Genomic DNA, 26,144 nt, shown 5'->3' on the forward strand with positions numbered 1-26,144 from the left:
ACGGAAGGCCGTGATCGTCGCATCACACGATCACGGCGTCTTTGTCGACCGCACGCAACGTAATCCCCGTCCAATGTCCATCCGCCTGCAACTCGCGGATGAGGTCTGCGATGCACTGACGCACGGCGACCGTCGCCGAGCCGACCGGGAGTGAGTTGGACCAGCACACGCTGGCCGGGCGTTGCAGGTGCGGTGCGACGATGCGACGCGAGGGCGGGCGCAAGGCCGGGTCGCGCGACGCCAATGCCGACACCGGCAGGATCGAGCACGCGTCGCCCGAGCGGGCAATGTCGATGAGCGTCGGCAGCGAGTCAATATCCGCGACGATGTTCAACTCCGCGTTTGCCTGCGCAAAACTCCGCTCGATCAGCAGCCGCAAGCCGTTCGACGCGCTCGGTGCCACAATCGGGACGTTGCCCAGCTTCCCCAGTGCGCAAGTCCCGTGCGCGTTGTCCTCGGCATCCTCATAGATCGATGGACACACCCGGTGTCCGCCCAGCACATACAGCTCCTCGTCGAACAACGGCATCACCGAGATGCCCCGCGTTTCGGAGTCGCGAAAGAGCATCGCGAGGTCGAGCCGTCCGTTGGCCAGCAACTCGCCGATGTACCCGCTCATGCTCTCGAATATCTGCAATCGAATCCCCGGATACTGTTCCCTCACGCGCGCAAACAACGGCACGGCGAGAATCGATGCAATCGTCGTCGGAAACCCCACCGCCACTGGCCCCGCCTCGCTGCCGCCGCCCTCTCTCACTTCCTGACGTATCTGCTCCATTTGGCGTAACACCACGCGTGCATGGCGATACAACGCCTTGCCCGCTTCGGTCGGCGTCACGCCCTGCGCACTGCGTACCAGCAGTTGCGTTTGCAATTCGTCCTCCAGCCCACGCAATTGCGCGCTCAGCGATGGCTGCGCGATATGTAACCGCTCCGCCGCCTTCGACAAGCTGCCGCTATCGACGATAGCCACGAAATTCCTGAGTTGTCTCACGTCCATAACGGCATCGGCCTCCGAGACGGGTCGGTTGGAAGCAATGAAAAGCCATAGCGTACTGCTATACAACGCATCGTGAAACTCAGGTTTTCGTGACATTGAAAGGCATCGCCACGTCATTCCCGCTCAACGAGAAGCACAAGCCATAGCCTCACCCTATACCCGCATCCAAAATCGGTATTTCCTTCGACGCTGGCTACGCGCCTATAGTCCGGTCAACAAACCAATTCCAAATGGACGGAGACAGCAGGATGCGAGACGGACTCTCGGCCACTGCCGCACAACGCGGTCAGGGCGGCCAAAGCAATCAAAGCGGTCAGGCAACTTCTCAGGCAGCACAGCACCATCCACTGCGCGACTTGTGGTGGCGAATCATGGACATGCGCGTGGGCATCGTCCCGTTGCCCGTCCATCTGGTGCTCATCGCCGCTATCGCGACGACGGTCCTCACCACCGGCAAGCTCTCCGCCGAACTCTCGCCGATCATCGCGCTGCTGGCCGTGTGCAGCTTTACCTGCATGGAAGTCGGTCAGCGAATCCCCATCTTTCGCAGCATCGGCGGCCCGGTGATTCTCGTGACGTTCCTGCCCTCGTGGCTGGTATTCGCGAACGTGCTGCCCCCGTCTGTCGTCACACCCATCGTGGCGTTCTGGAAGCAAAGCAACTTCCTGTACCTGTTCATTCCCGGGATTATCGTCGGCAGCATTCTGAGCATGGACCGCAAGGTGCTGATCGGTGGTTTTGTGCGCATCTTCGTCCCGCTCGCCATCGGCTCGGTGCTCGCGGGCATTGTCGGCACAGCCGTCGGCACAATGCTCGGCATGGGTTTGTTCCACACCGTGTTCTTCGTCGTGATCCCGGTCATGTCCGGTGGCCTGGGCGAAGGCGTTATTCCACTGACCATCGGCTACTCGGAAGTCATGCATCAGGGCGCGGGCGACCTCCTCGCGCAGGCACTGCCCGCCGTCATGCTCGGCAACGTTTGCGCCATCGTGTTCTCAGGTGTGCTCAACGCGCTCGGCAAACGTTACCCCTCGTTGACCGGTAACGGGCAGCTCATGCGAACGGGAAGCGACGACATCGGCGCGCACGACGTTCACGCCGAGCCTGCGAAGGCGGTCGATGCGACGGACATCGCTGCGGCTGGCATGATCGCCGTGTGCCTGTACTTCGTCGGCATGCTCGCGCAAAACACGCTCGGCTTGCCCGGCCCGGTGATGATGCTGGTGCTGGCCGTCGCCGCGAAGATCGGTTTCATCTTCTCGCCGAAACTCGAAGCCGGTGCCGGCGTCGTCTACAAATTCTTCGCGACGGCGGTCACGTACCCGCTGCTGTTCGCCATCGGTGTCGTGATCACGCCGTGGCAGAAAGTCGTCGCCTCGTTCAACGTGCCGACGCTCGTGACCATCGTCGCAACGGTCCTCACGCTGATGGCCACCGCCTTCGTCGTGGCGCGTCGCATGAACATGCATCCCATCGATGCGGCCATCGTCGTCGGCACGCACAGCGGTATGGGCGGCACGGGTGACGTCGCCATCCTCACCGCAGCGAACCGCATGCGACTCATGCCTTTTGCACAAATCGCCACACGCATCGGCGGTGCCATCACGATCACGCTGAGCCTTATCGTGCTCGCGAAGATCGTCTGACCCGGCCACCGCCTCGCTCAACTCAACTGGTTTTCTCGGAGATTTCTGTCATGAGGCCCTTGGACGGCATCAAGGTCATTGCGCTCGAACACGCCATTGCGGCACCGTTCTGCACCCGTCAACTGGCCGATCTCGGCGCGCGCGTCATCAAGATCGAGCGTCCCGGCGCAGGCGACTTCGCCCGCGCTTACGACGGGCGCGTGAACGGCATGTCGTCGCACTTCGTGTGGACGAACCGCTCGAAGGAAAGTCTGACGCTCGACCTGAAACAGGACGCTGCTCAGTCGGTCCTTCACGACCTGCTCGCCGACGCCGACGTCCTCGTGCAAAATCTCGCCCCCGGCGCGGCCGACCGCCTTGGCCTGAGCTACGAAGCGCTGTCGGCGCGCTATCCGCGCATCATCGTTTGCGGCATTTCGGGTTACGGTCCGGACGGCCCCTATCGCGACAAGAAGGCTTACGACCTGCTCATCCAAAGCGAATCGGGCTTTCTGTCGGTGACGGGTTCGCCCGACGCCTCAGCCAAGGCTGGCTGCTCGATTGCCGACATTGCGGCAGGCATGTACGCCTACACGAACATCCTCTCCGCGCTGATCCAGCGCGGCAAGACCGGCAAAGGCTCGCGCATCGACATCTCGATGCTCGAATGCATGGTCGAATGGATGGGCTTTCCGCTGTATTACGCCGTCGACGATCAGACGCCCCCGCCCCGTGCGGGTGCGGCGCACGCAACGATCTTCCCGTACGGCCCGTTCGAAACGGGTGACGGGAAGACCGTCATGCTGGGCTTGCAGAACGAGCGCGAGTGGAAGATTTTCTGCGACAAGGTGCTCGAACAGCCGACGCTCGCCGAAGACGGACGCTTTGCCTCCAACCCTAAGCGTCTTGAGAATCGCGATGCCCTGCGTGCCATCATCCGCGAGGTCTTCATGCGACTCTCGGCACCGCAACTGGTGAGCCGACTCGATGCCGTGGGTATCGCCAACGCCAACCTCAACGAGATGCACGACGTGTGGCAGCACGCCCAGCTCGCCGCGCGTGAGCGCTGGGCAGACGTCGCAACGCCCAACGGCACGATCAAGGCACCGATTCCGCCGGGCATGCCGTCGGCCAGCGCAGCATTCACGCCGCGCATGGATCCGATCCCCGCGTTGGGGCAGCACACCGACGCGATCCTCACCGAGCTTGGCCGCACGTCGGCGCAGATCGAAGCGCTGCACGCAGCGCAGGCGGTGTGAGCGATGCAAAAACATCCCGTCATTCGTAGCTGGCTTTTCGTGCCGGGCAACCGTCCGGAGCGTTTTGACAAGGCATGTGCTTCGGGCGCTGACGCCGTCATTCTCGATCTGGAAGACGCCGTGCCGCCCGCCGACAAACTGACTGCCCGGGAACAGGTTGTGCAATGGCTAGCTGAGCAAAGTCCCGCAACGTCGGTCCCGGTCTATGTGCGCATCAATGCTGCATCGACACCCTGGTTTGACGAGGATGTCGATGCACTCGCTGGCCTGTCGCAGCTGAGCGGTCTCGTCGTACCGAAGACGGAAGATGCCATCACCCTCGCCCGCGTTGCGCAAGGTGCAGCACCATCGCTGCGACTCGTACCGCTGATCGAGACGGCGCAGGCATTTGCCGTGCTGGGAGAGATCGCCACTGCGCCACGCGTCGACCGGTTGATGTTCGGCACCATCGACTTCCAGTTGGACATCGGCATCGAAGGCGACGCCGACGAACTGCTGTACTTCCGCTCGCAGCTCACGCTGGCCTCACGTATCGCGGGCATCGCTGCGCCGGTCGATGGCGTGACTACGGTGCTCGACGATCCGGCACTGATCGAAGCCGCCGCCCGCCGTGCCCGTGCGCTCGGGTTCCGGGGGAAGCTGTGCATCCACCCGCGTCAGGTGGCGGCGGTTCACGCCGCATTCGCGTGGCGGGACGATGAAATCGCGTGGGCCGAACGCGTTGTCGCCACCGCCAATGCCAGCGCAGGGGCCGCCGTCGCACTGGATGGCAAGATGATCGACGCGCCTGTCATCGCGAAGGCACACGAGATTCTTGCCAGTCGCTGACTATGCCGCGATGTCACCCGCGTCAGGTGCGCTTTTTAATCGGGGCGCGCCGGGACGCAGGCTCGGGGCTGTCGTCGGCACGACGCACCGACGTCAGCACACGTTGCGACGCGGCCCGGCAGTCTTCCCCTTCCTCGCGATGCTCGATGGCATCGATCAAGGCCTTCAGATTGTGCTTCGATAGCGCCAGATTACGCTCCAGCGCCTCAATCTCGTCCACCTTGCGGCGCAGCACTTCGAGCAATTTGTCGTGTGGCCAGTCGTTGAGATCCGGCGGCAAAATAGCGCGGATTTCGTCCAACGAAAACCCTGCGTTTTGTGCGCGCCGAATCAAATCGAGACGCGTCAGCGCGTCTTCGTCGTACTCGCGGTAGCCATTGGTCTGTCGCAGCGCATTGGGCAGCAAGCCCTGCGCTTCGTAAAAGCGGATTCGCGACGCCGCCACGCCACTCACCTGCGCCAACTCTCCGATTTTCATTTTCACGCTCCAAGCACTTGACCTTGAAGTGAACTTTAAGGTTATGGTCGTGCCATCGTCAACTGAAGATTCGAGGTACGGTCATGTCAACCATGTCCCTCTTTGCTCCGCTTGCCCTGCCGAATGGCACGTCGATCCCCAACCGCATCGCCAAGGCCGCGATGGAAGAAAACATGGCGGATGCCGATCACGCGCCGTCTGACGAGCTGCTGCGCCTGTACGACGCATGGGGTCGAGGGGGCGCTGGCCTGATCATTACTGGCAACGTCATGATCGACGCGCGGGCGATGACCGGTCCGGGCGGCGTGGTGCTGGAGGACGACGCGCACCTCGAACGCTTCCAGCAATGGGCTCAGGCGGCGCGGCAGCATGGCGCGCAGATCTGGATGCAGCTCAATCACCCGGGTCGCCAAATGCAGTCCGCGCTGGGTCAGGCCACTGTCGCACCGTCTGCGGTGGCCCTTGAACTCGGCAGTTTCTCGAAGCGCTTCGCGATGCCCAGAGAATTGACGGAGACGGACATTGCGGACGTCATTGCACGTTTCACCCAAAGCGCGCTGCTCGCCGAGCGCGGCGGTTTTAGCGGCGTAGAGATTCACGCGGCGCATGGGTATCTGCTCAGTCAGTTCCTTTCACCGCTGACGAACAAGCGTCAGGATCGCTGGGGCGGGAGTCTCGAGCATCGCGCACGCTTGCTGCTCGACATCGTGCGGTCCGTACGTGCGGCTGTCGCGACCGACTTCGCCGTCGCCGTCAAACTGAATTCGGCCGATTTTCAACGTGGCGGGTTCGGTCCGGACGACGCGCGTCGCGTCATTCAGATGCTCGGCTCTCTTGGCGTGGACCTTGTGGAGCTCTCCGGCGGCAGCTATGAAGCCCCGGCGATGCAGGGCGAGTCGCGCGACGGACGGACGTTGGCACGCGAGGCCTATTTTTTGGAGTTCGCGCGTGAAATGATTGGCGTGGCGACGATGCCGCTGATGGTGACGGGCGGCATTCGCCGTCGGACGGTCGCAGACCAGGTGATCGCGAGCGGTGTCGCGATGGTGGGCATGGCGACGGCACTCTCCATCGATCCCGAATTGCCGAATCGCTGGCGTCTGGGTCAGACGTCGGAGCCGCAACTCAATCCGATTCGCTGGAAGAACAAGATGCTGGGGTCGATGGCGAACATGGCCGTCGTCAAGTTTCAGCTCATGCGCCTGAGTACCGGCCGGGCGACGAACCCGACCGTCTCACCGATGCGAGCGCTGATTGCCCAGCAACTTGGGGCGGCATGTCAGACGCGCCGATATCGCCGTTGGATGGCGCGGGACACGACACGTAACTTGGCGCGCTGATTGTCGGCTGAGTGTCGACTGAATATCGACGTCGCAGCCGAGCCGCTTACTCGAAGGCCGGATCGATCGGCACCCGATAGCCGACGGCGAGCCGGTTGGTTTCGTTGGCCATGCCCACGACGGCCAGCAGCTCGCCGAACATCTCGTCGGTCATCCCCGCACGACGCGCGCCTGCGGTGTGACTCGCAACGCAATATCCGCAATTGTTCGTGACGCTGACGGCGACGTAAATCAGCTCCTTGACCAGCGGATCGAGCGCACCGTCCGCCATGATGCCCTTGAGACTGCTCCAGGTGCGCTCAAGGGTCGGCGGATGCTGTGCGATGTACTTCCAGAAGTTGTTGACGTCGGGGACACCCCGCGTGGCTTTGATGTCGTCGAAGACGGCTTTGACTTCGGGCGTCGCGCAAACGTATTCGACAGGTTTTTGCTGGCTCATGGATGACGTGCGCCGGACAGGCGTGCGAGGAAGTGAACGCGTAGGTTACAAGCTTTCGCGAAAGGGCGCTCCGTCACCGGATTCAGCGCATCAAACGACTGCGCCTCGTCCGAAGACGAGGCGCTGAATCATCGTTGAATGGGTCGGAAGTAACCGCGGATGCAATCTGAATTGCGTACCGCAATTTGAATATGCGCCTTACTCGAAAAGCCCGAACCCGGATAGAGTTCACCGCCCTCCCCGAAGGGACTACGTACCGTGTCATAAGGCGGGGTTGCCCGCGAAGCCTCGTGAAACCCGGCTCGCAGTTGGTGCATCGTCTCGAGTACTGCACGATCCAGATTCCGCATCAACTTGTCAGGGCCACCGACATTTTTGGGCAGTTCGGTCGCTGCCAACGCACTGGAAACGAAGTCGTACGCCTCTCGTAACTCCTTCAGCGCCGATGCATCGATCAAATTGAAGCAATTTCCCAGATCAATAATTGCACCGAGCACAAACGGCGTTTTTATATTGCCCTTCGTTGTCATTTTCGCCGTGCTCGCGGCGGCTTCCGCGAACTGAAGTGCGCGAGCCGGGCTGCTTTCCCAGAAGTAAATTCCTGAGCCGAGCCAGTCATATGGGTTTGTGCTCGGCGTCAGGTGCCGCTCCCCGGCAAGCACCGACTCCCCAACACGTTGGTCGCAACCGTGAAAGCCAAGAACGAAACCGGGTTGCCGCTTGTACATATCCCACCGACGCGTCATTCACCCACCGTAGCGCTTCGCCAACCGTCCCGACGCCGTAACGATGCCGACGCTTTGGAGGAACCGTAACGCGTTCTCCTTGCTGGCCGTCACCACCGCCTTCGCGGCGGCCATGGCTTCCCTGGCTTCCGGGTCGGAGAGTCGGATGTTCTTCGCCGGAGAAGTCATTTCGCCGAACAGTGGATATGAACTCTTCCTGGATTGACTTGCTGTCGAGCGCTTCGCCATAAGGTGTTCCTCCTTTTGATACCGGGCTGCAAATGCGAAATCGATGCTAGCACGCGATAGTAGGACCACGTTTTCTGCGCCCGTCGGAGTTCGCTCGACAACGGTGTCGTCGAAAAGTCGATCGCAATATTGCAAATGAGAATCATTTTGCAATTTATACGTAGATGGCGGATGATGGGGGTTCCGTTTCTGGAGAATCCCCCCCGATGGGTACGACCCCTGAATTCTCACCGCCGGACGTGGCTTCGCGCCAATTGGCCCTCGAAGCACTGCTCTCGAGACAGTCCCAATGGCCGCTCGCGGCGCCAGCGCCGAGCGATACCGAACTGAACCTGATCTTCGACGCCGCGTTGCGTGCACCTGACCACGGACGTCTGCGTCCGTGGCGTTTCGTGGTCGTGCGCGACGAGGCTCGTCACGATCTCGGACAAGCCCTCGTCGAAGCCGCCGCCAGACGCGACCCCGAAGCGCCTGCCGAAGCGCACGAGCAGCGCCGTCGCAAAGCCTTTGCGGCCCCCATGATCATCGTGATTGCGGCGTCTATTTCGACGGCGACGAAAGTACCGGAAATCGAACAACTCCTCAGCGTGGGCGCGGCCAGCATGAATCTGCTGAACGCCATTCATATGCTGGGTTATGGCGGTTTCTGGGCCACCGGCGTCGACGCCTACGACCCCGACATCCATAGCATTCTCGATTTCGAACCGAACGAACGAGTGCTCGGCTTCCTCTTCGTCGGTACGTCGCCTGAGAACCCGGAAGTCACGCCCCGCCCGGATCGTGGCGACTTCGTGCGCGAATGGTGGGGGCGTTCCTCGATCTGACGGGGCTTACGCCAGACGAAACACCGCGACGGCGGACTTCAGCGATTCGGCCTGTTCGGCCAGCGACTGCGCTGCCGCCGACGCCTGCTCGACCAGCGCCGCGTTCTGCTGCGTAACCTCGTCCATTTGCGTCACGGCACGTGCCACCTGATCGATGCCCGCCGTCTGCTCTTCCGACGCCGCCGAAATCTCCGCCATGATGTCCGTCACGCGTTGCACGCTGTTCGCAATGCTGCTCATCGCCGCACCCGCCTCACCGACGATACGGCTGCCCGCCGCCGAGCGCTCGGCCGACGTCTCGATCAGCGTTTTGATGTCGCGCGCCGCACTCGCCGAGCGCTGTGCCAGCGTCCGCACTTCACCGGCGACGACCGCAAACCCACGCCCCTGCTCGCCCGCACGCGCCGCTTCGACCGCCGCATTCAAGGCGAGGATGTTGGTCTGGAAAGCGATGCCGTCGATCAGCGCAATGATGTCCCGAATCCGCGCAGACCCGGCATCGATGGCACGCATGGTGTCGGTGACCTCGGTCATTGCGGTGTCGCCCGCCCCCGTCTGATCGCTTGCCTGCCGCGCGAGTTGGTTCGCCTGACGCGCATGCTCCATGTTCTGACGCACCGTACTTGTCAGTTGCTCCATGCTGGCCGCCGTCTCCTCCAACGAGGCCGCTTGTTGCTCCGTGCGCGCCGACAGATCCAGATTGCCCGCGGCAATCTCACGCGCGCTGGCCGCAATCGCTTCGCCGCTCTTGCGCACGCGGGAGACCGTATCGTTGAGCTGCGTCTTCATATTGGCGAGCGCGCCCAGCAACCGGCCCATCTCGTCGGTCGACGTTGCATGGACGGCACGTTGCAGATTCCCGTCGGCGATTTCCTGGAAGTGTTCAAGGACATCGTCGAGCGGTCGCGTGATCGCGCGGTTCAGCGAGCGCGCCGTCAGGAAGGCCGCGATAATCGCAAACGCAATCGCGCCGAAGGTCACGACAAACAAGCGATCGTAGGTTGACACCGCCGAATCGAAGCTGGACTTCGCCCGCTCGTCGTAGAGCTTCTTGAGCGCTTCGTTAGCGTTGACGTATGACGTGTAGCGCTTGCCCAGCACCGCCGCCTGCGCGTAGTAGACGTCGGTCTGCCCCGCAGCAATGCTGTTCTGGACCAACGTGAAGGCGTCCTTGAGCGCCTGCCGGGTGCCAGTCACGTCTTTCGCAAGACGTTGTTCGTCGGCGTCCGACGGCAACGCAAGATAAGCCTGCCATGCCTTCTCGGACTCGCCCCAGTACTCGGTGCCCTTCTTGACGTCAGCCGCCTTGATCTCTTCGGACGGCGCTTGCGGTGCACGCAGCACGACAGCACGCGCGCGGCCGATATGAATTTCCGATTCGCCCAGCAAACGGGTGCTCGCCAGTTCTTTGTCGTAGACCTCGCGCAAGCTCCCCACGGTATCGTGCAATCCAATGAGCGCCAGCCCACCGATGATCAGCACAAGGGCCGCCAGACCGGCCACGGCCATCCGCAACCGCCAACGAATCGTCCAATTTTTCAACATTTGCGCTTCCGCCTTTCTTTCCATTTCGTGGCCACCGAGAGCGGCCGCCACCGTCTGCCACCCGGCACGATACCCGTACCTTCATGACAGCGTTAGCGGCTCCAACGGCGAGAAAGCGGAAAACTTGAGATAGCGTGTAAAGCGCGGCCTCTTTTCGGCGAATTGGCACCAAAGCGAGGCATAAAAACGCTAACGCGACGCGAACGCTTACAGCGCGCGCTTGACGGTGCGAGCAGCGCCCGAAATGTCCTGACCGACGCCGTCGACCGTATTGCAACCCGCCAGTGCAAACAGCGAACCGATTACCAGAGAAAACGCCACGAAACGCGCCAACATATCGACCTCGATACAAAAAATCGCAAAAACTTGCGAAGACTGCATTACCCCGGATCTCTGGCGATCGATGCCCCCAATGCACAGAACCCGGATTCTTTTGACTGACTGCCGCGCCTGCCCGGGACTTGGCCCGCTCGCCTGCGCAACGCGCAATTGTGCTTGAAATTCGTCGCCACGGGAACGCACACCGACGCCCTGTCGATGCACGTCCGCCTCACATCACTGCCAGCGTCTGCCGAATGTGATCGGCGAACGCCACGCTCAGGTGACTGGGACGTGCGCGATCGAACTTTACCGCAATCCCCACGGACGGCAACGTCGGCAAGGTATCAGCTGTAACAATGCGTAAGTCCGGTGGCACCGCCGTCTGCGTCATCACCGCGAACGCCTGTCCCGAGCGCGCGAGCGCCGTCAGTCCGGCCAGATTGCTGCTCGCGTAGGCAATCCGGTACGCCCTTCCGGCCTTCGACAGCGCATCGCAGGCGGCGATGTGGTCCAGCGTGTCGGGATCGGAGAGCGCCAGCGGCAAGGGTTCGTCCGGATTCGACAGTACCCCGTCGAGCCCCGGACTCCCGATCCAGACCAGGGCTTCACGCCGGATCACATTGGGCGCGTCCACGCCGTCAGGTAAAGAAATCAGGGCCAGATCGAGCGCATGACGCGATAACTGCTCCAGCAATCTCGGTGTCGGCTCGCAAATGACCTCGACTTGCGCGTGGGGATGCGCCACTGCGAACTCACGCAACAAATGGGGCAGGAACGCCGCAGCATAGTCATCCGGACAGCCGAACCGGATCGTCCCGGTCAGTCCGCGCCCCGACATGTCGGCCATCGCCTCGTCGTGCGCGCGAAGAATGCGCTGCGCGTGACCGAGCAGACGCTCGCCGGAGCCGGTCAGCACCACCCCACGGCCCGTGCGCTGAAACAACGGCTGGTCGACGATCTCCTCCAGACGCTTCATCTGCTGACTCAGCGCCGACTGCGTTCGGGCGATGCGTTGCGCGGCGCGACTGAGCGAACCGGCTTGTGCAATGGCCGTGAACGAGCGCAGCAAATCGATTTCCAGAGTCGCGCTCACGATATTAGCCTCACTACTATCTCTCATTAGCATTATTCGCTTTTATGAAAGCAGAGCGCTGCTTAGACTGCAAGCGAGTGTTGTGCCTCCCGTTGCTTTTCGTCCAATGCCGTTCTCCGGAGATTTGCCGTGTCAAAGAACCAAGACGCCGACTTCTGGCGCAATGCCCGCGAGCATCTGATCCGCTACGGCGGCACCTTCGAGCCGATGATCGTCGAGCGCGCCCAGGGCAGCTTCGTCTACGACGCCGACGGGCGTGCCATCCTCGACTTCACCTCCGGACAGATGAGCGCGGTGCTCGGCCACAGCCACCCGGACATCGTCTCGGTTGTGACGGAATCTATCGGCAAGCTCGATCATCTGTTCAGCGGCATGTTGTCGCGCCCGGTCGTGGATCTGGCCACCCGGCTGGCCGAAATCACGCCCGCGGGACTGGACCGCGTGATGCTGCTGAGCACGGGCGCGGAGTCGAACGAGGCGGCCATCCGCATGGCCAAGCTTGTCACCGGCAAGTACGAAGTCGTGGGATTCGCACAGTCGTGGCATGGGATGACGGGCGCAGCGGCCTCCGCGACCTACAGCGCAGGACGCAAAGGCGTCGGCCCGGCGGCCGTGGGCTCGTTTGCCATTCCCGCGCCTTTCACGTACCGCCCGCGCTTCGGTCCGGCCGGACAATACGACTATCTTGCCGAGCTGGACTACGCGTTCGACCTGATCGATCGTCAATCGAGCGGCAATCTGGCTGCGTTCATCGCCGAACCGATCCTGAGTTCCGGCGGCATCATTGAACTGCCGCCCGGCTATCTCGCCGCCCTCAAGCGCAAGTGCGAGGAGCGCGGCATGCTGCTGATTCTCGACGAAGCCCAGACCGGCATCGGACGCACCGGCACCATGTTCGCGTTCGAACGCGACGGCGTAACGCCTGACATTCTGACCCTCTCGAAGACGCTCGGTGCTGGCCTGCCGCTCGCAGCCATCGTGACGTCGGCGGAAATCGAGGAGCGCGCCCACGAGCGCGGCTATCTGTTCTACACGACCCACGTTTCCGACCCGCTACCGGCGGCTGTCGGCCTGCGCGTGCTCGACGTGGTGGCGCGCGATGGACTCGTCGCCCGCGCCAACGTGATGGGCGAGCGGCTGCGCAACGGCTTGCTGGGATTGATGGAGCGCTTCGAGTGCGTGGGCGACGTTCGCGGACGCGGCTTGCTGCTCGGTATGGAGATCGTGAAAGACCGAGGCACCAAAGCGCCCGCAGACGGCCTCGGCGCGAAGATCACGCGCGAATGCATGAACCTTGGCCTGAGCATGAACATCGTGCAGTTGCCCGGCATGGGCGGCGTGTTTCGTATTGCCCCGCCACTGACGGTCAGCGAGGAGGAAGTCGATCTGGGCCTGTCGTTGCTCGGGCAGGCGATCGAGCGTTCGCTGTAGTCAACACCATCGCGTCAAAACGACCGGCCCCTCGATCGCATGGATTCGAGGGGCCGATGTTGAATCACGTCAACAGCTGGATCGGACGTCAGTCGTTGCGCTGCGGACGCTGAACATCGCGGAAGATGTACTTCAGCGCGTCGGGCAGCGTGCTCGCCCAAACCGGCCACTCATGTTTGCCGTCTACGATGCGCAATTCCGCCGGTTGCTTGTTCGCACGCAGCAACTCATAGAAGCGCGTGGCTTCCATCTCGATGTTGAAATCGTCGTCGTCGCCCGAGTTGATGTACATCGGCACCTTGATGCCCTTCTTCAGGAACTCGTCAAAGTACGCCGGATAGTTGTTCTGCTGCCAGACGCGTGCGCTGTACTCGCCGTTCGTGTTCGGCTCGGCGAACACCTTCACGAAGCGGGCCGACGAGTCCTTCGGCGGCTCCGGATTGTAGATAGCCGGACTCAAGAGCGCAGCCGCCTTGAACTTCTCCGGGTACTTGAGCGCGTAGCGCATTGCACCGTATCCGCCCATCGACAGGCCACCGATCAGGCGCCCGTCGCGCGTCTTGATCGCGCGATACGTCTTCTCGACGTGCGGGATCAGCTCGCTGAAGAACGCCGTTTCCATGCGCTCCTTCAGATCCACGTACCAGTTGGTATTGGCGTCCGGCATGATCACGATGGCAGGCGGAATGTCGCCGCGGCCGATCAGCTTGTCCATGGTCGACTGCATGTGGCCTTTGACCGCCCAGTCGTTCTTCACGCCGTCGTTGCCGTGCAGCAGATACAGCACAGGGTACGTCGTCTTGCCGTTGGCTTCATAGCCTGTCGGAAGGTAGACGTTGTAGGTCAGCGGGCGCGAAAGATTCTTGCTGTAGACCTCGCTCGACAACACCTCGCTCGCGTGCGCTGGTGCACCGAGCAATGCTGCCGCGGCCATCAAACCCATTGCCACCTTCGGCAACTGCCGGGTCAGACGCCCACCTTGTTGACGGAACATTTCGAACACATACCCTCCTGATGTCAATCGATGTCTAGTGAATCGCTAGTTATGCATAACATCCGCCTTCGAGGACGGACGCGCGAAAGATTAACATCTGAAGTGAATTTCGGGGCAGCGAATATCAGGGGTCAGAACACCGGGTCGTCGCTTGTGTGATCCGCAAGGTGCCGACGGCGCGTCATCATCAGCACGAGAATTGGCAACGGCAGCGCCACGACGAGCAACAGCCAGAGCAGCGCATAGACCGCACCCAGCCCGTCGTTTTGCAGGTTGACGTAGAGCTTCACGGGGATGCCCTGCGGGAAGTAGGCGAAGATCATGACGATGCCGAACTCACCGATCACGCGCACCCACGCAACGACGAGTCCCGCCGCAAGTCCGCCGCGCGCGAGCGGCAAGGTCACACGACGGAAGACTTGCCACGGCGTTGCGCCGAGACTGCGCGCGGCCACCGGCAAGACCGGCGGCACAGCTTCGAACGCGGCGCGCGCCGCGAGGATGAAGTACGGCAGCCCACCGTAGACCTGAGAGAGAACGAACGCAGGCGCATTGTTGCCGAGCAGAATACCGCCACGCGCCAGCAGCGCTCCGAACGTGCCGACCGGCCCATAGGCCGTCGCCAGCAAGATGCCCATCGCCAGTGGCGGCGTCATGAGGGCAACCAGCACGAGCCCTTGCGCGAGACGTGCGAGGCGCGAGCGGGTCGAAGCCAGCCAATGCGCGACGCGCGTGCCGAGGACGACGATGATCGTCATCGACAGGCACGACAGTCCGAGCGAGACGGCAACGGCATCCCAGTCGCCGTAGGCCAGACGAAAGTGCCGCCACGGCGTTTCTACTGCCAGAGCGACGAAGGGCACCGCCAGCAACACCCACGTCACGACCTCGCCCAGCCGACCCAGCCCCGATCCGACCCGGCTGCCGACTTCCGCGTCAACAGGCAGGTCATCCCTCCACTTCTGCACGAAACGTTCCGCCAATCGGTGAAGGTCAGTGGTACAGGGCGTCGCCCTTGGGTTTGCCGTAACCGTTGTCGTCAAACAGCTTCTGCCCCTGCGACGACGTCATGAAAGCGAGGAAATCATCGGCAGCCTTCGGATGCGCGGCGTTCTTGAGCTTCGCCGCGTAGAACACCAGCGCCTGGGGACGCACCGTCTTTTCCTTGCCGTCGGCGCTCGGCAAGGTGAACGACACCGTGTCGTACCACGACTTCGAGAAGACGGGATTGCTCAGGTTGATCTCGTCGGGTAGTGCCACGTAAGGCAGTTTGGCCGAGCGCGTCGCACTCTCGTAGCCAGACGCCGCGTCGACCTGCCCTGCTTCGAGACGCGTGAGCAATCCGCCTTCGCCGAATACCTGCTGCGGATTACGAACGTCGCCCAGCACCGATTGTGCGAGACCCGCCTGTTCGTAGTATTTCTGCGCGAGCATCAGGGTGAAGACGATGTCCTGTCCCTGCGGGTCCGTTGCCGGATCGGTGCGACCGAAACGCAGGCCCGGCGTTTGCAGTACCTTCCACCACGCCGGATGCGCCGCGTCGGCGCCCGCGAGACGGAAAGCTTCGCCGAAGCGCCCCTTCGGGTTGTAGGCGATGACCATCCGGGTGCTGGCGACCGGCACGGCTTCGTCGATCAGTCCCGCGTCCTTCAGAATCGCCATCGGCCCGGGGGTGATCGAGACGAACACGTCGACCGTCGAACGCCCCGAAGCCAGCAGACGGGCCAGACCGTACGCGCCTTCGCCTTGCCCCTGATAGGTCACATGCTCGCGTTGCGCGAAGGCCGGACCCAGCCCCTTGTCCATCACCACGCCCATCGAACCGGCATACGCGACACGGAACGTGTCGTCGGCACGCACCTGCGTTGCCATCACCATCGTCGCGCCGACACACATCGCCAGCGTCATCGTCGCGACAGCGCGCGAAAACCCCGTCTTCTTCACAGCCTGAACTCCGTTATATAGTTAGATATATAGCGAATATCATATATCAGTCCATGCGCGGCTTCATGACATCCCTGCGAAATTCAATGGTTTGCGGCGATGAGCCGTGTTTCATTTTCCGGAGCGCGCTACCATGGCGAACACCGTCGCACCGTGCCGCCCCGCTAACGCATGTTCGGGCACGATGACGGCCAGACGCCACTCCCAAAGCCCCCATGAGCGATCTTCCTTACCTCGATCACACAGCCTTCGCCGCCCTCGCCGAATCGTCCACCTCCCTTTGCGCCGATTGCCAATGCACCCGAACGCCGCTCGACGGCTGGGCGAGTCTGCCCAACTCGTTGCCCGATGCGCAGCTCGAAGTCGTCGGCACGTTGTTCGCGCCAGATGAGCCGGAACCGACGTTCAGCGAATATCACCCCGACGGCACGTCCTACTGGGCAACGAACGCGCCCATCGCGCCGCGCTACTTTCCCTACAACCGCGCGAACGTCTGCCGGTGCCGCGAATGCGGTCGTCTGTATCTGCGCTATCAGGAAGGCGGCGGCTATTTTGTCGATCAACGCATTCGTCAGGTGAACGTGGCACTGATCGTCGACGCACCGCTCGAAAACGGCTGACGGGCGACGTCGTCGACCGGAAGTTTGTTGTCGTCCTTTTTCATTCGTTTTGTTTTGTTGGCGTTTGTGAACAAGCTTGACCGGAAACGGCTTGCGGCACGCCGCTCAGGCGCCAACAATCCCAACAAAAACAACAACATACATTGCAATTCATCACCACTTTCTTTGATTCGGATTGCAAAATAACGTGAAGAACATGCGCGCGTACGCCCGGTCGAAGCGCGCATGCAAAATCACGCCGCCACCTCCACTTCGCCGACCGATGCGCCGGTGCGTCGCACACTCTCGTTGCGAGCACTCGTCAGCCGCGCGGCCGTCGCCGTCCAGTTTTCGCCTTCGCTCTATGTGACGGTGTACGCCATCGTCTGGACGCTCACGAGCGCAGCCCTCGATCCCACGGTGCCTTTCGACGCCGTCGAGGCCCTGAACTGGGCGCGCAATGCGGAATGGGGAACACCGAAGAACCCCTGGCTGGTCGGGTTCTCGATGTGGCCAGCTTTAGGGTTAGGGCTGAACGGCGAAGCGCTTGCGTTCTATTGGTACGCGTCGCACTTCGCTGTGGTTGCCGTCGGGATGCTCGGTGTCTGGCATCTGGCCAAACGGTTGTCGGGGGACCGGCGTCTCGCCTGGCTCGCCATGCTGAGCCTGCACCTGACGGGCGCGATCAACATCGACATCCTCCCGTACAACGACAACTATCTGCTGGTCATGCTCTGGCCGTGGATGCTCTGGCTTTTCGTGCGCGCGATGTTCGACTCGCCAAGGTTCTGGTTGGCGTTCGGCGTCGTCGCCGGTCTGGCCGCCATGACCAAGTATTCGACGTTCGCACTGCTGGGCGCGATGTTTGTTATGACGCTGTGGACAACTGAGACACGCCGCCATTACCGCCATCCGGCCTTCCTGCTCGGGCTGCTCGTTCTTTTCGCACTGATTGCGCCGAACATGCTTTGGCTTGTACAGCACGATTTCGCAGCGTTGCGCTGGGTCGACGACCAGATTCATCAACGGCTGAACTGGCGCGGCCTGCGCGGCGCACTCACGGCGTTCTATCCTGTGGCGACGCTCGCTTTCGTCATGCATCTGGCCGGTCTGCGCTTCACGCGTCCGGCCGCGCCGGTCTGGCTCGTCGCGGTCGCAGTACTTGCGCCGCTACTGCCCATCCTCGTGTATTTCACTCTGCACGAAGGCGGACGCATCTCCGAATGGCTGCAACCGTTCGCCGTACCGCTGCCCGCGCTACTCGTCGCGTGCGTCGTACCCGTCACGGCAAAGCGCGCTCCGCGAATTTCTCGCTGGTTACCGGTCGTCGGGCTGACGGTGTGGATCGGCTATGCGACGGTGCTGGGCCTGAACCTGCGTAACGCCGGAGAGAAGTTCGCCGGCATCAAGGCCGCGAGCATCGCCCTCGAACAGCGCTGGTGGGCGCGCTATCACGCGCCGCTGGCTTACGTCGGCAACGACCATCTCGCCACTTGGCTGACGTTCTACGCACCGGGCCACCCGCGCCTGCTCACCCGCTGGTCGGAGAAAAAGCGCCCCAACATCTACACAAAGGACATCGACGAGGTGGAGGTCCGCGCGCGCGGGGCGATCCTGCTCGGCCACCCCGGCCGGTCGTGTCGACGCGCCAGTTTCGCGCACACGCTCGCCCTGTGGCCGTCGCTGACCATCGACGCCCGCGAAACGCTGCCGTTCTCGTACCACGGCGGCAACAAGCCCGGCTCGGCAATGCCGCTTTGCGTCGCTTACATTGCACCGCAGCCGTGAATATCTAAAGCAGAATCGCTTCGTTGCCCGCGTGGACCCGGTCCGGATAATTCTTGTGCATCGACTGACATCCATTACAACGCCATTGCACGGGGCAACGCTCATGAAACCGCGAAACACAATCTCGGCCATCCCAGCTATCTCACGCCGTCAGTTCCTTACGGTCCTTAGTGCAGGGGCGGCTGCGGCCGCGCTGCCGTCGTTTCCGGCGCGCGCCGCCTACGAGCCGGGCAAGTTCCGCATCGGCTATCAGAAGGCAGCGAGCACCCTCGTGCTGGCCAAAGCGAATGGCTCGCTGGAGGCGCGACTCAAGCCGCTGGGCGTGGAGGTCACGTGGGCCGAGCTTGCGGCCGGGCCGCAGTTGCTCGAAGCGCTGAACGTCGGCGCAATCGACTTCGGATACGTCGGCGAAGCGCCGCCTGTCTTCGCGCAAGCGGCCGGGGCCGACTTCGTCTACAGCGCTTACGAGGTGCCTACGCCCCTCGCCGAAGGTGTCGTCGTGCCCAACAATTCGCCCGTCAAGACAGTGGCCGATCTTCGCGGCAAGCGCGTGGCGTTCAACAAAGGATCGGATGTCCACTGGTTCCTCGTTGCGTTGCTGCGCAAGCACGGCCTCGATTATGGCGACGTCAGCCCTGTGTTTCTTGCGCCCGCCGACGCGCGCGCAGCACTTGAGCGCGGCTCAGTCGACGCGTGGGCCATCTGGGACCCGTTCCTCACCGCTGTGCTCGACCAGAGTCCGGTGCGTCTGCTCGCCAATGCCGAAGGCGCGGCCGACCATCATCAGTTCTTCCTCAGTCAACGGGCCTTCGCGGAAAAACGTGCCGACGTCATCAAGGCGACGCTTGACGCCCTCGGCCAGACGGGTCAGCAGATTCGTGGCGACTATGCCGCAGCCGCCGCGCAACTGGCCCCCATTCAGGGGCTTGACGCCAGAATCATCGAGAAGGGACTGCGTCATTACGCCCATGTCTACAAGCCGGTGTCGCCGTCCGTGCTGGCGGCGCAACAACGGATTGCCGACACGTTCCTGCAACTCAAACTGATTCCGCGACAAATTCGTGTCGCCGACGCCACGCTGCGTCAGCCGATTGCCTAAGCTCTTGCGCGCCACCTGAACGGACGCCACCGCCGTGTGGCCGCCATCTGTGGTGCGTCGCCCCGCCTCGCGGTGCACTCCATCTTCCGCGCTTTCCCGATCTTCCCCGCTCGCTCCCGTCTGGCTTTCCGACTTGGCAAAGCCCCCGCGAATGTGACAGAATTCGCAACTCAGTTGCATTGCAATTGAGTTGCATTTAATTTCGTCACGATTTGTCGTCGGGTTTTCGACGTCCCCTATCCCCATTTCTCGTTCCGATTCTCGTCGGCTCATGCATCGCCGCTGGCTTCCTTTCTGGCTGATCGTCTGCGTGCTCGTCTCGCAGATGGCCCTTGCACGGCACGTGGTGTTTCACACTGCGTCCGCGCTGGCGGCTGCGTCGGCGGCCGCCGTGGAATCGACAAACGCGCAACGCCAACACGGCGATGTCGGTCGCAACGGAGGCAATGGCGGTAATGGCCAGCGCTCGGACGACGAAGACGCCGTCTGCGAGCAATGTCTGGCGTTCATCGCGGTCGACGTTGCACTCCCCGCACTGCCCGTCTTCGCTGCGCTCCCGCCGCTGCGCGAGTGGCACTACCCACCGGTTGTACCGGTGCAGGTGCGCTCCGTCTTGCGGGGGCCGACACGTAATCGCGACCCTCCACGCCCCTCCGTGTCGTTCGTCTAAATCAGAACATTCGCCGTCGCAGGTCGCGACGCGCCAACGCTGGCGCGTCTGCCACCGGCTGCGCGGCGTCCACACGTCAAACACACTGAGGTCCGGCATGTCTGCCCGATGGATTCCTTTCGTTCGTCTCACGCAATTCCAGCATTCCCAGTATTTCCCGCAGCTAACCCGCTTCACCCGTCATGCCCTCGCGGCAGCAGCGGCGTCCGCCTTCGCGGTCAACGTGCACGCCCAAACGTCCGGCAGTCCGGGCGACGCCAACGTCGCGCTCTCAGGCACGACCGTCTCTGCCAAGCGCCTCGACGCCGCGCGTAACGCACTCTCGCCCGATACCGGCAGCTCGGTCTACAACTTCGACCAGACGGATATTCAGACGCTGCCGCTCGGCGCAAACACACCGCTCAATCAGGTGCTCCTGCAAGCGCCCGGCGTTGTGCAGGACTCATACGGCCAATTGCACGTGCGCGGCGATCACGCAAACCTGCAATACCGTATCGACGGTGTGATCATTCCCGAATCGATCAGCGGATTCGGTCAGGCCATCGACGCGCGCATCGCGTCGCAAATCAATCTGATCACCGGCGCGCTACCCGCGCAGTTCGGCTATCGCACAGCGGGCATCGTCGACATTCACACCAAAGGCTCACCCGGTCTCGCCGACGGCACCGCCGACACCGGCGAGCCTCCCAAGGCCTTCGGCGGCGAAGTGGGCGTGGTGTTCGGCAGTCATGCCGACCGCGAGGTCAACACCCAGTTGTACGGCACCAAAGGGGCGCTCAGCTACTACTTCAGCGCGCGTGTTTCGGCCAACGACATGGGGATCGAGAATCCAACCGGCGACCGCAACGCGATTCACGACCATACGAATCAGACGAATGCGTTCGGCATGATGTCGTACCTGCTGAACCCGGATAACCGCGTGTCGTTCATGTTCGGCACGTCGAATAACCGCTTCCAGATTCCGAACCTGCCGGGCGTTGCGCCACAGTTCACGCTGGACAACGGGGCGATTCCCGATTCGTCGGGCCTGGACGCGCACCAACGCGAGCTGACCGACTTCCAGGTGCTGTCGTGGCAGAGCCACGTCTCGCCAAAGCTCGACACCCAGATATCCCTGTTCCATCGCACCAGCCGCGTCGATTACACACCGGATCCGATCGGCGATCTCGTCTACAACGGCGTGGCATCGAATATCACGCGCCGCAATGAAGCCTATGGCGTGCAGGCCGACAGCAGCTACAAGCTCACCGACCGTCACACGCTGCGTTTCGGACTGTTCGTGCAGCAGGAGCATTTCAGCGTCGACAACACGTCGAACGTCTTCCCGGCCGACGACAACGGTCAGCAGACGAGCGGCACGCCGCTGACCATCGTGGACAACGCCAACGACCGGGGCACCACCTACGGCCTGTATCTGCAAGACGAGTGGAAGGCGACCGATCGTCTGACGGTCAACTATGGCGCTCGCTACGATCATGTGAATACCGTGACGAATGAGGGGCAACTGTCGCCGCGTCTTGGGCTGACGTACGACCTGACGAGCCGCACGCGTCTGCACGCCGGGTATTCGCGTTACTTCACGCCGCCAGCCACCGAGAAGATCGATACGACGTCGGTCGCGAAATTCCTCAACACGACCAATGCCCTGCCCTCCGACGCCAACACCGCCGTACGCGCCGAACGCTCCGACTACTTCGATCTGGGTGTCTCGCATCAACTGACGTCGGCGATTACCGTCGGGCTGGATGCCTACTATCGACGCGTGAACCATCTGCAAGACGAAGGTCAGTTCGGCAATGCGCTCATCTATTCGACGTTCAACTACGAGAAGGGCCGCATTTACGGCGTGGAAGGCACCGTCAACTACCGTCAGGGCAACGTCGGCGCGTACCTGAACGTCGCCGTTTCGCGCGCGATGGGGCAAGGCATCGAGACCGGCCAGTTCAACTTCGGTGCCGACGAACTGGCCTACATCGCCAATCACTGGGTGCATCTGGACCACGACCAGCAGGTGACGGGCTCGGCCGGTGTTTCGTATCAATGGGGCAGAACGCTGCTATCGGCCGATGCGCTGTTCGGCTCAGGCCTGCGCAGCGGGTTCGTCAACAGCGAGCACCTTCCGGCGTACCTTCAGGTCAACCTCGGTGTCGGCGAGAAGTTCAACTTGCCTGGCGTCGGCCGCTTCGACGCGAAGCTGTCGGTGCTGAATGTCTTCGACCGTGTCTACGAGCTGCGCGACGGCACTGGCATCGGTGTCGGCGCCCCGCAGTTCGGGCCGCGCCGGACGTTCTATCTGGCGATGTCGAAGCCGTTCTGACAACGTCCGAACGAAAGCACGTCGCCGTCACAACGCATGACGGCGGCGTGCCATCGGAAACGCGCGGGCGTCAGCCCTTGTTCTCGGCAGACTGACGCCGAAACTCAGTGGTTGTCTGGCCCGCGTAGCCCCAGTTATCGGTATCGACTTCCTCGATCACGATGTGCGTGAGATGCGGCGTCTTGCCCAGTACGCGTTGCAGTGTGTCGGTGACTTCGCGAATGACCTGCGCCTTCTGCTCGACGGTGTTGCCCTCACGGGTAATGCGAATGCTGACGAACGGCATGACTGGCTCCTATTAATGTTGGGGTGAGACGACCGACTCATTGCAAATGACCGGTCATCGCAGTAATTAACGACCCGCGGCGTAACCGCCGTCCACCGGTGCAATCGTGCCGGTCACGTAATCGCTCTCCACGAAATACCGCACCGCGCGCGCGACATCCTCGACCACTGCGATACGGCCCAGCGGATGCATTTTGCCCAGCGCGTCGTGCGTCTCGGGCGCATGCATCGGTGTGTTCACCACCCCCGGGGCCACGGCGTTGACGGTCACGCCGAACGGCGCCAGTTCCAGCGCCAGCGCCTTCGTCGCCTGATTCATCCCGCCCTTGAGCACCGCAGCTAGCAACGCGGGCACGCCCGAATTCGCCTGAAGGGCGATCGATGCCGTCACGTTCACGATCCGTCCGTTGCGGCGCTCGCTCATGTGGCGTGCCGCCGCCTGCGAGAAGTACAGCGTGCCCTTCAGATTGGTGGCGATCTGCACTTCGATCTCCTCCGGCGTGAAGTCGACGAACGGCTTCGCCGCGAAGATGCCTGCATTGTTGATCAGCACATCGACGTGACCGAACGTCTCGATGGCCTTCGCGAAGGCTGTGGTGGCCGCCGACGGATCGGCCACGTCGCCCGCGACCGGGAGAAAACGCTCACCGGCGTTTAGCAATGCTGCCGTCTGTTCGAGGCGAGCGGCACTGCGCCCCGTGCCCACGACGTTGTATCCGTCGCGCAAGAATGCCTCTGCCAGGCCAAGACCAATGCCGCTCGTGGCACCCGTGATGATGACCGTACGTTCCGACTTGCTCATGATGTGTGTCCTTGGTGTCATTTCGCCTGCCGGGGCGTCGGCCAATCCGTCCGCCCCGCCGGTTGAACACACTCTATTCATGATTGAAGACGCGAAAAACGCATGCGATTACACTTGTCTTTTTACATCATGTAATCAATCGCGAATATGCAACGTCAATTCGACGATGTGCTGCTTGGCAGCATCGAGCTGTTTTGTCTGGCGGCGGAGGCTGGCAGCTTCACGGCCGCAGCCAATCAGGCGGGCGTGACGCCCGCTGCCGTCAGCCGGTCCGTCGCACGACTGGAGCAACGACTGGGCGTGCGCCTGTTCGTGCGCTCCACGCGCAGCATCCGTCTGACGGAGGGCGGCTCCGCGTATTTCGAGGAATGCCGGACTGCGCTGAGCCTGCTGGCGGAGGCCGAACGACGAGTCTCGGGCGCGCAATCGCAGCCGTCGGGCACGTTGCGCATCAGCGTGCCTACGACCTACGGACATTACCGGCTGCTACCGGTCCTGCCCGCGTTCCGGGCGCGCTACCCGCTCATCAAGCTCGACATTCAGGTCAGCAACCAGAACATCGACCTGCACGAGGAGCGCTTCGACTTTGCGGTTCGCTTCCGGGCCCAACCCGAGTCGCGCATGGTGGCGCGGCATCTCGAAGACGCGGCACTGGTCGTCGTCGCGCATCCCGGCTATCTCCAGCGCGCGGGCACGCCCAAGACACCGGACGATCTCGCCGCCCACGAATGCATCGAGTTCGATCTGCCGAGTACGGGACGCCCGATCCCGTGGCTATTCCGCGATGCAGGCAACGACATCGAGTACCACGCGCACGGCAACTTTCGGTGTGCCGACGATGTGCTTGCCGGTGTGACGCTCGCCCGAAACGGCGGCGGCATTTTCCAGACCTACCGCTTCATCGTCGAAGCGGATCTCGCGTCGGGTCAACTCGTCGAGGTACTCGCCGATTACGCGGGACGTTCTCGCCCGGTGAGTCTGATGTACCCACACAGCAAGACGCTGCCGTCCCGCGCGCGGGTTTTCGTCGATTATTTGATGGAGACGCTTGCGCATTCATCCGCGCCGCGTAAGAGTGACGTACGCGCCGCAGCCGTATCCGAGCGCCCTCGCGCGGAATAGACTCGGCACATGACCGTCGGCATGCAGCTTTCGCGCTGCTTGCCGACAGACGATGTCTGCACCGTGCCGCACACGCATCGCGAAATTCAGAGGCTTTTGTGAATCCCCCGTCCGAATCCACTCCCCCGAGCGCCAGTTACACCGAACGCAACCATCCCTACTGGCAACGCAACCTCGCCATCTGTGTCTTCGGCTCGTTCACGACGCTTGCCGGACTCAGCATGTTGCTGCCGTTCCTGCCGCTGTACGTCAAGCAACTCGGCGTGGCGCCGGAATCGGCAGTCATTCAGTGGTCCGGCGTCGCGTTCAGTGCGACGTTTCTCGGCACCGCCGTAACCGCGCCGATCTGGGGACATCTGGCGGACCGCTTCGGGCGGCGGCCAATGCTGATTCGCGCCGCTGTGGGCATGGTGATCGTGACGTCGCTCATCGGTATTGCGCACAATGTTTATCAACTCGTCGCGTTGCGTTTGTTGACAGGGTTGGTCGGCGGTTATGCGTCGGCCTCCACGGTGATGATCGGCACGCAAGCGCCGCGCGATCGTGCAGGCTGGGCGCTCGGCGTACTCTCGACCGGCGCACTTGCGGGGAACCTGATCGGCCCGCTGATCGGCGGCCTGCTGCCGCCGTTGCTCGGCATTCGCGGTACGTTCTTCGCCTGTGCGGGCATGATCTCGATCACGGCGTTGCTCACCATCTTCGGCGTTCGCGAAGACTTCGACCGCATACGCGACAGCAAACGCAAAGCCGCACCGGGTACGACCGCGCCCATGCCCCGTGCGCGCGTGGGCATCATCGCCGCCATTCTGTTCACCGGCATGATGGTGCTGCTTGCCAACATGTCCATTGAACCGATCATTACCGTCTACATCGGACAGTTGGGTGTGGACGGTGCGCACCTCACGCGCGTGGCCGGTGTGGTGATGGCCAGCTCGGCGCTGGGCAGCATGTTGACGGCCGCGAAGCTCGGCGCGCTCGCGGACCGCGTAGGCAGTTGGCGCGTGATCGTCGGGTGTCTCATCGCGACCGCGCTGGTGATGATTCCACAGGCGTTCGTCACCGAATGGTGGCAACTGGCTGCGCTGCGCGTGCTGATGGGGATGACGCTGGCCGGTCTGCTGCCCGCGATCGGCAAGCTGGCGCGTCACGCCGTGGACGAGCGCAGCACTGGCAAGCTGCTCGGGTATCTGCAGTCGGCGCAATTCAGCGGGCAGGTCATCGGCCCGATCATCGGCGGCCAGATCGCCGTGGTGTTCGGACTCCCGGCGGTGTTCTTCATGACGGCGATCCTGCTCGTACTATGCAGTGGGCTGGCCAACCGGGCGCGCACCCTCAGCGCCCGGCTCTCCCATCAACCCGCCTGAGCA

Annotated in this window: 26 protein-coding genes; 13 read left to right on the top strand and 13 right to left on the bottom strand. The window is 62.6% G+C overall.

All coding sequences use genetic code 11. The features are described from left to right. Positions 1–22 precede the first annotated feature (22 nt). Positions 23–1,000 carry a LysR substrate-binding domain-containing protein gene (locus NTU39_RS14185; protein ID WP_257957892.1) on the bottom strand — a complete coding sequence of 326 codons (978 nt, stop codon included), beginning with the start codon at positions 998–1,000 and terminating at the stop codon, positions 23–25. Between the two features lie 248 nt (positions 1,001–1,248). Between NTU39_RS14185 and NTU39_RS14190 the strand changes: the two genes are divergently transcribed. From NTU39_RS14190 to NTU39_RS14200, 3 genes are read left to right on the top strand one after another with little or no spacing between them, the layout of a single operon-like run. Beyond that, a complete protein-coding gene (locus NTU39_RS14190) occupies positions 1,249–2,646 on the top strand; it encodes a 2-hydroxycarboxylate transporter family protein (protein WP_246184389.1) in 1,398 nt (465 codons plus the stop codon). A 50-nt stretch (positions 2,647–2,696) separates the two neighbouring features. Next, a complete protein-coding gene (locus tag NTU39_RS14195) occupies positions 2,697–3,884 on the top strand; it encodes a CaiB/BaiF CoA transferase family protein (RefSeq protein ID WP_150662711.1) in 1,188 nt (395 codons plus the stop codon). Positions 3,885–3,887: 3 nt separating this feature from the next. Continuing rightward, complete coding sequence (locus NTU39_RS14200; RefSeq protein WP_150662712.1) at positions 3,888–4,712, top strand: HpcH/HpaI aldolase/citrate lyase family protein; 825 nt, start codon at positions 3,888–3,890, stop codon at positions 4,710–4,712. 22 nt (positions 4,713–4,734) lie between these two features. Here the strand turns inward: NTU39_RS14200 and NTU39_RS14205 are convergent, their stop codons facing one another. Next, on the bottom strand, positions 4,735–5,190 hold the full coding sequence (locus NTU39_RS14205; protein WP_257957893.1) for a MerR family transcriptional regulator: 456 nt from the start codon (positions 5,188–5,190) through the stop codon (positions 4,735–4,737). Between the two features lie 92 nt (positions 5,191–5,282). Between NTU39_RS14205 and NTU39_RS14210 the strand changes: the two genes are divergently transcribed. Continuing rightward, positions 5,283–6,530 carry an NADH:flavin oxidoreductase/NADH oxidase family protein gene (locus NTU39_RS14210; protein WP_257960087.1) on the top strand — a complete coding sequence of 416 codons (1,248 nt, stop codon included), beginning with the start codon at positions 5,283–5,285 and terminating at the stop codon, positions 6,528–6,530. Positions 6,531–6,576: 46 nt separating this feature from the next. Here the strand turns inward: NTU39_RS14210 and NTU39_RS14215 are convergent, their stop codons facing one another. The 3 genes from NTU39_RS14215 to NTU39_RS14225 form a co-directional block, all read right to left on the bottom strand. Continuing rightward, positions 6,577–6,969, bottom strand: coding sequence for a carboxymuconolactone decarboxylase family protein (locus NTU39_RS14215; RefSeq protein ID WP_150662714.1), 393 nt, complete (start codon positions 6,967–6,969; stop codon positions 6,577–6,579). Positions 6,970–7,097: 128 nt separating this feature from the next. After that, positions 7,098–7,697, bottom strand: coding sequence for a hypothetical protein (locus NTU39_RS14220; protein ID WP_257957894.1), 600 nt, complete (start codon positions 7,695–7,697; stop codon positions 7,098–7,100). 18 nt (positions 7,698–7,715) lie between these two features. After that, positions 7,716–7,883 (bottom strand): hypothetical protein, encoded by a 168-nt coding sequence (locus NTU39_RS14225; RefSeq protein WP_174984112.1) that lies wholly within the window; start codon positions 7,881–7,883, stop codon positions 7,716–7,718. A 266-nt stretch (positions 7,884–8,149) separates the two neighbouring features. On the opposite strand from NTU39_RS14225, the gene NTU39_RS14230 reads away from it, so the two are divergent. Then, a complete protein-coding gene (locus NTU39_RS14230; RefSeq protein WP_150662716.1) occupies positions 8,150–8,767 on the top strand; it encodes a nitroreductase family protein in 618 nt (205 codons plus the stop codon). Between the two features lie 6 nt (positions 8,768–8,773). On the opposite strand, the gene NTU39_RS26915 is transcribed toward NTU39_RS14230, so the two are convergent. The 3 genes from NTU39_RS26915 to NTU39_RS14250 all read right to left on the bottom strand — a co-directional run bounded on the left by NTU39_RS26915 (position 8,774) and on the right by NTU39_RS14250 (position 11,753). After that, a complete protein-coding gene (locus tag NTU39_RS26915) occupies positions 8,774–10,312 on the bottom strand; it encodes a methyl-accepting chemotaxis protein (RefSeq protein WP_174984213.1) in 1,539 nt (512 codons plus the stop codon). A gap of 207 nt (positions 10,313–10,519) precedes the next feature. Next, positions 10,520–10,648 carry a hypothetical protein gene (locus tag NTU39_RS14245; RefSeq protein WP_257125724.1) on the bottom strand — a complete coding sequence of 43 codons (129 nt, stop codon included), beginning with the start codon at positions 10,646–10,648 and terminating at the stop codon, positions 10,520–10,522. Between the two features lie 214 nt (positions 10,649–10,862). Next, positions 10,863–11,753, bottom strand: coding sequence for a LysR substrate-binding domain-containing protein (locus NTU39_RS14250; protein WP_257957895.1), 891 nt, complete (start codon positions 11,751–11,753; stop codon positions 10,863–10,865). Between the two features lie 102 nt (positions 11,754–11,855). On the opposite strand from NTU39_RS14250, the gene NTU39_RS14255 reads away from it, so the two are divergent. Further along, positions 11,856–13,157: an aspartate aminotransferase family protein gene (locus NTU39_RS14255; RefSeq protein WP_257957896.1), complete on the top strand. Its 1,302-nt coding sequence runs from the start codon at positions 11,856–11,858 to the stop codon at positions 13,155–13,157. 88 nt (positions 13,158–13,245) lie between these two features. Here the strand turns inward: NTU39_RS14255 and NTU39_RS14260 are convergent, their stop codons facing one another. From NTU39_RS14260 to NTU39_RS14270, 3 genes are all read right to left on the bottom strand, one after another. Next, entirely contained in the window at positions 13,246–14,151 is a 906-nt protein-coding gene (locus tag NTU39_RS14260) for an alpha/beta hydrolase (RefSeq protein ID WP_150662720.1), read from the bottom strand. A 131-nt stretch (positions 14,152–14,282) separates the two neighbouring features. Then, on the bottom strand, positions 14,283–15,119 hold the full coding sequence (locus tag NTU39_RS14265) for a molybdate ABC transporter permease subunit (RefSeq protein ID WP_246184390.1): 837 nt from the start codon (positions 15,117–15,119) through the stop codon (positions 14,283–14,285). Positions 15,120–15,144: 25 nt separating this feature from the next. After that, positions 15,145–16,095 (bottom strand): extracellular solute-binding protein, encoded by a 951-nt coding sequence (locus NTU39_RS14270; RefSeq protein ID WP_257957897.1) that lies wholly within the window; start codon positions 16,093–16,095, stop codon positions 15,145–15,147. Positions 16,096–16,310: 215 nt separating this feature from the next. Here NTU39_RS14270 and NTU39_RS14275 point away from each other — a divergent pair, with 215 nt between their 5' ends. The 5 genes from NTU39_RS14275 (at position 16,311) to NTU39_RS14295 (ending at position 22,568) form a co-directional block, all read left to right on the top strand. After that, positions 16,311–16,715 carry a hypothetical protein gene (locus NTU39_RS14275; RefSeq protein ID WP_150662721.1) on the top strand — a complete coding sequence of 135 codons (405 nt, stop codon included), beginning with the start codon at positions 16,311–16,313 and terminating at the stop codon, positions 16,713–16,715. Positions 16,716–16,940: 225 nt separating this feature from the next. Next, positions 16,941–18,482, top strand: coding sequence for a glycosyltransferase family 39 protein (locus NTU39_RS14280; RefSeq protein ID WP_257957898.1), 1,542 nt, complete (start codon positions 16,941–16,943; stop codon positions 18,480–18,482). A 103-nt stretch (positions 18,483–18,585) separates the two neighbouring features. Beyond that, positions 18,586–19,581, top strand: coding sequence for an aliphatic sulfonate ABC transporter substrate-binding protein (locus NTU39_RS14285; protein ID WP_257957899.1), 996 nt, complete (start codon positions 18,586–18,588; stop codon positions 19,579–19,581). Between the two features lie 271 nt (positions 19,582–19,852). Beyond that, positions 19,853–20,251: a hypothetical protein gene (locus tag NTU39_RS14290; protein WP_257957900.1), complete on the top strand. Its 399-nt coding sequence runs from the start codon at positions 19,853–19,855 to the stop codon at positions 20,249–20,251. 97 nt (positions 20,252–20,348) lie between these two features. Beyond that, complete coding sequence (locus tag NTU39_RS14295) at positions 20,349–22,568, top strand: TonB-dependent receptor (RefSeq protein WP_257957901.1); 2,220 nt, start codon at positions 20,349–20,351, stop codon at positions 22,566–22,568. 70 nt (positions 22,569–22,638) lie between these two features. Here the strand turns inward: NTU39_RS14295 and NTU39_RS14300 are convergent, their stop codons facing one another. Both NTU39_RS14300 and NTU39_RS14305 read right to left on the bottom strand, forming a co-directional pair. Further along, on the bottom strand, positions 22,639–22,854 hold the full coding sequence (locus tag NTU39_RS14300; protein ID WP_150662725.1) for a tautomerase family protein: 216 nt from the start codon (positions 22,852–22,854) through the stop codon (positions 22,639–22,641). A 66-nt stretch (positions 22,855–22,920) separates the two neighbouring features. Then, positions 22,921–23,655 (bottom strand): SDR family NAD(P)-dependent oxidoreductase, encoded by a 735-nt coding sequence (locus tag NTU39_RS14305; RefSeq protein WP_257957902.1) that lies wholly within the window; start codon positions 23,653–23,655, stop codon positions 22,921–22,923. A gap of 147 nt (positions 23,656–23,802) precedes the next feature. On the opposite strand from NTU39_RS14305, the gene NTU39_RS14310 reads away from it, so the two are divergent. Beyond that, entirely contained in the window at positions 23,803–24,777 is a 975-nt protein-coding gene (locus NTU39_RS14310; protein WP_150662727.1) for a LysR family transcriptional regulator, read from the top strand. A gap of 98 nt (positions 24,778–24,875) precedes the next feature. Beyond that, on the top strand, positions 24,876–26,141 hold the full coding sequence (locus tag NTU39_RS14315; RefSeq protein WP_257957903.1) for an MFS transporter: 1,266 nt from the start codon (positions 24,876–24,878) through the stop codon (positions 26,139–26,141). Positions 26,142–26,144 lie beyond the last annotated feature (3 nt).

Source organism: Pandoraea commovens, from assembly GCF_024704525.1.
In the GTDB taxonomy this organism is placed as follows: Bacteria; Pseudomonadota; Gammaproteobacteria; order Burkholderiales; family Burkholderiaceae; genus Pandoraea; species Pandoraea commovens.